The sequence below is a fragment of the Stenotrophomonas sp. Sm2128 genome (assembly GCF_030985535.1).
Lineage (GTDB): Bacteria > Pseudomonadota > Gammaproteobacteria > Xanthomonadales > Xanthomonadaceae > Stenotrophomonas > Stenotrophomonas maltophilia.
In genome coordinates this window covers 21611-29645 of the sequence record NZ_JAPTFQ010000063.1, presented here as the reverse complement: position 1 = coordinate 29645, position 8035 = coordinate 21611, and the positions used below count along the sequence as shown (strand labels likewise).

Annotated in this window: 7 protein-coding genes; 4 read left to right on the top strand and 3 right to left on the bottom strand. The window is 66.5% G+C overall.

The window, feature by feature from the left end; translation table 11 throughout:
* The first annotated feature begins 340 nt into the window (after window positions 1-340).
* The 4 genes from potA to O0K41_RS16405 all read left to right on the top strand — a co-directional run bounded on the left by potA (window position 341) and on the right by O0K41_RS16405 (window position 4693).
* Entirely contained in the window at window positions 341-1477 is a 1137-nt protein-coding gene (gene potA, locus O0K41_RS16420) for a polyamine ABC transporter ATP-binding protein (RefSeq protein ID WP_005408821.1), read from the top strand.
* Window positions 1474-2406: an ABC transporter permease subunit gene (locus tag O0K41_RS16415; protein ID WP_164222296.1), complete on the top strand. Its 933-nt coding sequence runs from the start codon at window positions 1474-1476 to the stop codon at window positions 2404-2406. The genes potA and O0K41_RS16415 overlap by 4 nt, the downstream gene beginning before the upstream one ends.
* Window positions 2403-3245, top strand: a complete 843-nt coding sequence (locus tag O0K41_RS16410; protein WP_164222298.1) for an ABC transporter permease subunit — start codon at window positions 2403-2405, stop codon at window positions 3243-3245. The genes O0K41_RS16415 and O0K41_RS16410 overlap by 4 nt, the downstream gene beginning before the upstream one ends.
* Window positions 3246-3328: 83 nt before the next feature.
* A complete protein-coding gene (locus O0K41_RS16405; RefSeq protein ID WP_088436327.1) occupies window positions 3329-4693 on the top strand; it encodes an NAD-dependent succinate-semialdehyde dehydrogenase in 1365 nt (454 codons plus the stop codon).
* 137 nt (window positions 4694-4830) lie between these two features.
* Here O0K41_RS16405 and O0K41_RS16400 read toward each other — a convergent pair whose 3' ends face one another.
* The 3 genes from O0K41_RS16400 to O0K41_RS16390 are packed head-to-tail and all read right to left on the bottom strand — an operon-like array spanning window position 4831 to window position 7988.
* Entirely contained in the window at window positions 4831-5853 is a 1023-nt protein-coding gene (locus tag O0K41_RS16400) for a magnesium and cobalt transport protein CorA (RefSeq protein ID WP_049451328.1), read from the bottom strand.
* Between the two features lie 6 nt (window positions 5854-5859).
* The gene (locus O0K41_RS16395) at window positions 5860-7110 is read right to left on the bottom strand and encodes a DUF4105 domain-containing protein (protein WP_164222300.1); all 1251 of its coding nucleotides are present in this window, start codon (window positions 7108-7110) and stop codon (window positions 5860-5862) included.
* Window positions 7107-7988 carry a transporter associated domain-containing protein gene (locus tag O0K41_RS16390; RefSeq protein WP_005408827.1) on the bottom strand — a complete coding sequence of 294 codons (882 nt, stop codon included), beginning with the start codon at window positions 7986-7988 and terminating at the stop codon, window positions 7107-7109. The genes O0K41_RS16395 and O0K41_RS16390 overlap by 4 nt, the downstream gene beginning before the upstream one ends.
* Window positions 7989-8035: the final 47 nt, after the last annotated feature.

Here is an 8035-nt window from a genome sequence, read left to right as displayed (position 1 = left end):
GGAAAGGGGAGGGGCTGTCCGGGGAAATCACCAGTGTGGGTCCATGCAAGGCCTTGATCAGGGCCATTGCGCGGGGAATGCCCCGGGCCTTCAACAGATCCGGTTCTGAAAAACGTTGCAGATCGAGGCGTCGCCTGTGGTGTCTGGCCGGGACGGCCGCAGGGTCGTCCCGGGGAGCCTGGGCCTTTGCGAGGGCAGGCCACCATGGCGGGGGGAAACCGACACTCCTGGGGCCCCCGGAGCCGGCCAGCGGCCGCTTCCGCCTGCCGCCGTCATATCCCCTGGGCCCCCCGGCCGTTAGAATGGCGGCCGCTGTCCACCGCCCGCTCCCGGAGCCCCCATGCCCGTTGAAGCCCAGCCGGTAGCCACCGTCGTCGACACGACCGGTGCGCCCGGCTATCTCTCCATTCGTGACCTGCGCAAGGAATTCGACGGTTTCGTCGCCGTCGACGACGTCAACCTGGACGTGCGCAAGGGCGAGATCTTTGCCCTGCTCGGTGGCTCCGGCAGTGGCAAATCGACCCTGCTGCGGTGCCTGGGCGGCTTCGAGACGCCCACCAAGGGCAGCATCACCCTCGACGGCCAGCGCCTGGATGCGCTGCCGCCGTACCAGCGGCCGGTCAACATGATGTTCCAGTCCTATGCGCTGTTCCCGCACATGACGGTCGAGCAGAACATCGCTTTCGGCCTGAAGCAGGATGGCCTGGGCAAGGATGCGATCGGCAAGCGCGTGGGCGAGATGCTCGACCTGGTGCAGATGGGCCACCTGGGCAAGCGCAAGCCGCACCAGCTGTCCGGCGGCCAGCAGCAGCGCGTGGCGCTGGCGCGGTCGCTGGCCAAGGGGCCGAAGCTGCTGCTGCTGGACGAGCCGATGGGCGCGCTGGACAAGAAGCTGCGCTCGCAGATGCAGCTGGAACTGGTCAGCATCATCGAATCGTCGGGCGTGACCTGCGTGATGGTCACCCACGACCAGGAAGAAGCAATGACCATGGCCACCCGCATCGCGGTGATGGATGCCGGCTGGATCCAGCAGGTCGGCAAGCCGGACGAGGTCTACGAGCAGCCGGCCAACCGCTTCGTCGCCGAGTTCATCGGTTCGGTCAACCTGTTCGACGGGGTGATCGACGAGGACCTGCCGGAGTACGTGACCGTACGCTCGCCGCTGTTCCCGGCGCCGATCTACATCGCCCATGGCATCACCGGTTATGAAGGGCAGCCGGTCGCGTTCGCGCTGCGCCCGGAGAAGGTGATGATCGGCAAGGACGAACCGGAAGGGCACACCAACAAGGCCCAGGGCGTGATCGAGGACATCGCCTACTTCGGCAGCCATTCGGTCTACCACGTGCGCCTGCCCAGCGGCGCCAAGGTGCTGGCCAACTTCGCCAATTCGCAGCGCTGGGCCAGTGATGGCCTCACCTGGGGCGACGAGGTGTGGGTGCACTGGCGCGACAACGACGGCGTGGTGCTCACCTCATGAGCACCGCCGGCCTGAAGCGCTGGCTGCCGGGGCTGCGTGCCACGGTGATCGGCATTCCGTACCTGTGGCTGCTGCTGTTCTTCGCAGTGCCGTTCCTGATCGTGGCGATGATCAGCTTCTCGCTCAGCCGGGTCGGCTCGCCGCCGTACACCTGGCTGTTGCAGTACGCCGACGGCGGTTTCTCGCTGAAGCTGAACCTGGAAAACTACCTGGCGCTGTTCCGCGATTCGATCTATGCCCAGGCGTTCCTGAGCTCGATCAGGATCGCGGCGATCTCGACCTTCCTGACCCTGCTGATCGGCTATCCGATGGCCTATGCCATCGCGCGCCTGTCGCCCGCCGCGCGCAACGTGGCGATGATGCTGGTGGTGCTGCCGTCGTGGACCTCGTTCCTGATCCGCGTGTATGCGTGGAAGGCGATCCTGGACCGCAATGGCCTGCTCGACCAGTTCCTGCAGTTCACCGGCCTGCAGACGCTGATGACGTCGATAGGCCTGCCGAAACTGCAGCTGATCGACACCCCGACCGCCGCCTACATCGGCATCGTCTACTGCTATCTGCCGTTCATGGTGCTGCCGCTGTACGCCAATCTGGTCAAGCATGACCACCGCCTGCTGGAGGCGGCCTACGACCTCGGTGCCAAGCCGTGGCAGGCGTTCCTGCGCATCACCCTGCCGTTGTCCAAAGCGGGCATCATCGCCGGCTGCATGCTGGTGATGATTCCGGCGATCGGTGAATTCGTGATCCCGGAAATGCTGGGTGGCTCGGAAACGCTGATGGTGGGCCGCCAGCTGTGGAACGAGTTCTTCAACAACCGCAACTGGCCGGGCGCCTCGGCGATGGCGGTGGCGATGATCCTGTTGCTGCTGGTACCGATCCTGCTGTTCAACCGTTCCCAGCAGCGCCTGCTGGAAGGGAAGCAGGCATGAGCCCGCGTAGCGCAAAGGGCCTGGGGCTGGGCGTGCTGCTGCTCGGCTTCGCCTTCCTGTACCTGCCGATCCTGCTGTTGATGTTCTATTCGTTCAACAGCTCGCGGCTGGCGATGGTCTGGGCCGGGTTCTCCACCCGTGCCTACAGCGACCTGTTCGCCGACCGCGCGCTGATGGATGCGATGTGGACCAGCCTGGTGGTGGCGTTCTGGACTGCCTGCACGGCCACCGTGCTGGGCACGCTGGCAGCGATGGTCATGACCCGCTTCAAGCGCTTCCGCGGCAAGCCGCTGTTCGGCGCGCTGGTCACCGCGCCGCTGGTGATGCCGGATGTGATCCTGGGCTTCTCGCTGATGGCGCTGCTGGCCTCGATGGGCGCGATTCCCGGCTTCCCGGCACGCGGCCTGGCCACCATCTGGATCGCCCACGTCACCTTCACCCTGTGCTTCGTCACCGTGGTGGTGTCCTCGCGGCTGCAGGAAATGGACCTGTCGCTGGAAGAAGCGGCGATGGATCTGGGCGCCAGCCGGCTGACCGTGTTCGCCCGCATCACCCTGCCGATCATCGCGCCGGCGCTGGTGGCGGGCTGGCTGCTGGCGTTCACCCTGTCGCTGGATGACGTGGTGGTGGCCAGCTTTGTCGCCACGCCGGGCTCGACCACGCTGCCGATGAAGGTGTTCGCCTCGGTGCGCATGGGCATCAGCCCGAAGATCAACGCGTTGGCCACGCTGCTGGTGTCGGCGGTGTCGATCGCCGCGGTGATCGGCTGGTACATCAACGCCCGCGCCGAGAAGCGGCGCCAGCGCGACCTGCAGCTGGCGCGGCAGGACAACGGCTGAGGACACGGTCTGCCGACAACGCCGGCAACACCCGGCTCACAGCCGGCGGCGCACAATGGGGGTCTTCCAGATGGAGATCCCCCATGACCGTCGAGATCGTCGACCCGGCCACCGGACAGGTGACCTACCGCCATGAACTGATGGGCGCAGCCGACATCGAGCAGCGCCTGCAGGCCGCTGCCGATGCATTTCCGGGCTGGGCAGATCGCTCGCTGCAGGACCGCGGCGCCATCCTTCGCCAGATCGCCGCGCAGCTGCGCACGCGGCGCGACGACCTGCAGCAGGCGATGACCCACGAGATGGGCAAGCTCAAGGCCGAGGCGCTGGCCGAGGTCGACAAGTGCGCTGCCGCCTGCGAGTACTATGCCGATCACGCGGCCGACTATCTCAAGCCGCAGCTGATCGATACCGAAGCCCAGCGCAGCTACGTGCGCTACGAGCCGATCGGCTGCGTGTTCGCGGTGATGCCGTGGAATTTCCCGATCTGGCAGGTGTTCCGTTTCCTCGCCCCGGCGTTCATGGCTGGCAACGTCGCCCTGCTCAAGCACGCCAGCAACGTGCCGCAGTGCGCCGACCTGATCCTGGCGGTGTGCCGTGACGGCGGCCTGCCTGATGGCGTGTTCGACGTGCTGCACATCGACAACGACCAGGCCGCCGACGTGCTGCGCGACGCACGGGTGAAGGCGGTGACGCTGACCGGCAGCGAGCGGGCAGGTCGCTCGATCGCCTCCAATGCCGGCAGCCAGCTGAAGAAGTCGGTGATGGAGCTGGGTGGCAGCGATGCCTTCGTGGTGCTCGACGATGCCGACCTCGACAAGACCGTGGCCGCGGCAGTGAAGTCGCGCTTCGACAACAGCGGGCAGACCTGCATCGCGGCCAAGCGCTTCATCGTGGTCGAGGCGGTGGCCGATGAATTCGTCCGTCGCTTTGTGCAGGCGGCGGGCGAGCGCCAGTACGGCGATCCCGATGAGCGGGGCACCACGCTGGCGCCGATGGCTCGCGCCGACCTGCGTGACGAACTGCACAAGCAGGTGCAGGCCAGCGTGGCCAAGGGCGCGCGGGTGCTGATCGGTGGTGAGCCGATTGCCGGCACCCATGCCGGCTATCCGGCCACGGTGCTCGACCAGGTCGGCCCGGGCATGCCGGCGTATGACGAGGAGCTGTTCGGGCCGGTGGCCGCGGTGATCCGGGTCAAGGATGAGGCCGAGGCACTGCGCGTGGCCAACGACACCCGCTTCGGCCTGGGCGGCAGCGTGTGGACCGGCGATCCGGTACGCGGCGAGCGCTTCGCGCAGCGCATGGAATGCGGTGCGGCGTTCGTCAACGCCATCGTCAAGAGCGACGCGCGGCTGCCGTTCGGCGGCAGCAAGCAGTCAGGCTTTGGTCGGGAGCTGGCTGACCATGGCATCCATGAGTTCATGAACATCAAGACCGTCTACGTGGCTTGATCCCGAACGGTAGTGCCGGCCAGCGGCCGGCACTACCAGAAGCGGGTCGCGTGCAACGACCAACGGTCGTGGCCTACCGGACTGCAGGGTATCGACGCCCATGTGCTTGGTGGGTATCGACCGTTGGTCGATACGCGCTACAACCACTTCGCGCGCTTGAACAACCGGTACAGCCCGACGCACACACCGCCCACGCCAACGATCATCAGCGGGTACGACCAGGGTTCGCTCAGCTCCGGCATGTGACTGAAGTTCATGCCGTACCAGCTGGTGATCAGCGTCGGCGCGGCGAGCAGCGCAGCCCAGGCGCCCAGCCGCTTGACCGTCTCGCCCTGCGCCAGTGTCACCAGCGAAAGGTTCACGCTCAGCGCGGTGCCCAGCATCTCGCGCAGGGTGTCGATCACATCGCTGATGCGCACCGCATGGTCATGCACGTCACGCACGTAGAGCTTCACTTCATCGGGAATCAGGTCGCCCTGGTAGCGGCGCAGCTGCGCCAGCACATCCTGCAGCGGCGCCACCGCCATCCGCATCTTGTTCAGTTCGCGCTTGAGCTCGTACAGCCGCACCACCGTGCTGCGCTTGTAGGTGTCGGCGAAGATGTCCTTTTCCAGCAGGTCCAGGGTGTCGCGGAAGCGGTGCACGATCGGCAGGTAGTTGTCGACCACGAAGTCGGTCACCGCGTACAGGCAGTACGACGGGCCCATCTTCAGCAGCTGCGGCTCGCGCTCGACGCGTGCGCGCACCGGCGCGTAGGACAGCGAGGCGCCGTGGCGGACCGTCACCAGGAAGCGCGGGCCGAGGAAGGCATGGGTTTCGCCATACTGGATGCGTTCGTCGACCATCTGCGCGGTGGTCACCACCACGAACAACGAGTTGCCATAGGTCTCGACCTTGGGCCGTTGGTGCGCGTTGCGCGCATCCTCGATGGCCAGGTCGTGCAGGCAGAATTCTTCCTGCAGTTTCAGCAGCACGTCTTCGTTGGGGTCGTACAGGCCGACCCAGACGAAGCCGTTGCCGCTGGCAATGACATCGCTGATGGCATCCAGGCTGATGTCGTGGCGCTTGCCCTCGTCATCGTAGTGGACGCAGTTGATGACGCAGGTAGGGTTGGCCGAAGCGGGGGCGGAAGCGGAGGCGGGCAATGACATGCCCGCCATCGTGCGTCAGGGCCGTGTTTCGGACAAGTGAGGACGACGCGCCAGCACCCACGCCAGTGCCACGTGCACCGGCAGCAGCAGCACGATCCACTGCACGTTGTACTGCGCCTGCAGGCTCAGCCAGTGCAGCACCAGCGCGGCCACCGCCTGTACCGCCAGCAGCCACAGCACGATCCTGAACATGAGTCCCGGCACGCGCCGGCGCAGCAGTGCGATCGCGCCCGGCAGCAGCAGCACGGCCAGTGGCGAAAGCAGCAGCAGGTTGCGGTTGGCCCATGCGGCGTAGTGGATGCTGAAGCCCCACAGGAACACCAGCACGCCACCGAACAGGGCGCACAGCAGCCAGAACGGCAGGGCCAGCCCGGCCAGCAGGCGCGGGCGGTTGCGCAGCGCCAGCACGCCAGCGGCGATCACCAGGCCACACAGCAGCCACGGCCACCAGCGGCGTGCGAACTCCTTCGGCTCCGGATCGATACGGTGCGGCAACAGTTCGTGTTCGGACTGCACCAGCGGCCGGCCATCGCTGTTGCGTGCCTGGCGCAGGGCATCGGCCAGGCGCATCGGCACGAACGCTTCCTGCCAGCGCGACAGCGGCTGGTCGGCGAACGGTCCGAGGCCTACATCGAAGCCCAGCCACATCCATGGTGCCGGCGAGGCCAGACGGACCGATTCACTGCGATAGGTGTTGCCACGCGAGCGCCCCGACAGCTGCGACTGCAGGCCGCCGCCGAGCGCCTTGTCCAGCGTGTCGCGCACCATCGTGGCGCAGTTGGCGGTGTAGTAATCGTAGTGGTAACGCGCGTTTTCCGGCTTGGCCCGCTCGGCCAGGCCGGCGGCCAGCGAGCGCGCCTGGTCCGGGCGCAGGTCCAGCCATTGCACGCTGGCGCCACGGCCGGTCTCGTCGTAGTACGACAGGTCCTGCTGCAGCGGCAGCGCCACCAGGTAGTACATCATGTCGCCGCGCGCGAAGCGGCTGATGAAATCGTCCTCGGACGGATCGAAGTAGCCGAAGTTGTACGAGGTCGCTTCACCGCTGAGCGGATCGACCACCACGATGGCGTCATGGCCGAAGCGTTCGAAGAACACCGTGCCCGGCTGCATGGTCACCACGCCGATGCGCGGAGCAGGGGCTTCAGCGCTGGCCGCGGGCACGGCAGGTATGGCCGGCGCCGGCTGCGCGAAGGCGGCCAGCGGCAGGGCCAAGGCCAGCACGTAGAGTGCCAGCCACACCATGAGGATCAGGCCGCGGCGCTTCAAGCGTCGTCCTGCGCGTCCGGCGGCAGCACGGTCACGTGGAAGGCCTGTACCCGGCGCGCATCGGCGCGGGCCACGCGGAACATGAAGCGGTCCAGCGCCAGCTCGTCACCGACTTCCGGCAGGTGGCCCACGGCCTCGGTGACCAGGCCGCCGATGGTGTCGTAGTCCTCGTCGGAGAACGTCGCGCCGAAACGCTCGTTGAAGTCGCCGATCGGGGTCAGCGCGTCGACCACGTACTGGCCGTCGGACTGGATCGCGATCTGCGCTGACGGATCCTCGGCCTCGTCATGCTCGTCGTCGATCTCGCCGACGATCTGTTCCAGCACGTCCTCGATGGTGACCAGGCCGGCGACACCGCCGTACTCGTCCACCACGATGGCCATGTGGTTGCGCGACAGGCGGAACTCCTTCAGCAGCACGTTGAGCTTCTTCGCCTCCGGAATCAGCACTGCCGGGCGCAGCAGCTCGCGTACGTTGGCCGGGCCGTTGTCGGCGACCACGCCGCGCAGCAGGTCCTTGGCCAGCAGGATGCCAAGGATGTCGTCCTTGTTCTCGCCGTGTACCGGGAAGCGTGAATGGCCGGATTCGACCACCTGCTTCATCAGTTCCAGGAAGGGCGCTTCAACCGGCAGCGAGACCATCTGCGAGCGCGAGATCATCACGTCGCCCACGGTCAGCTCGGCCACCGAAATGGCGCCTTCCATCATCTTCAGGGTATCGGCGGCGATCAGACCCTCTTCCTGCGCGGTGTGCAGGACAGCGACCAGCTCGTCGCGGGTATGGGGTTCGCCGGAGAAGGCGGAGGTCAGGCGTTCAAGCCAGCCGCGCTTCTTTTCACTGTGCTCCGCAGGGGAGCTACTACTGTCGTCTTCTGACATCTCTGGAAAAAAGGCACCCGGCAGGCCGGGCGTTGACCCAAGTCTAG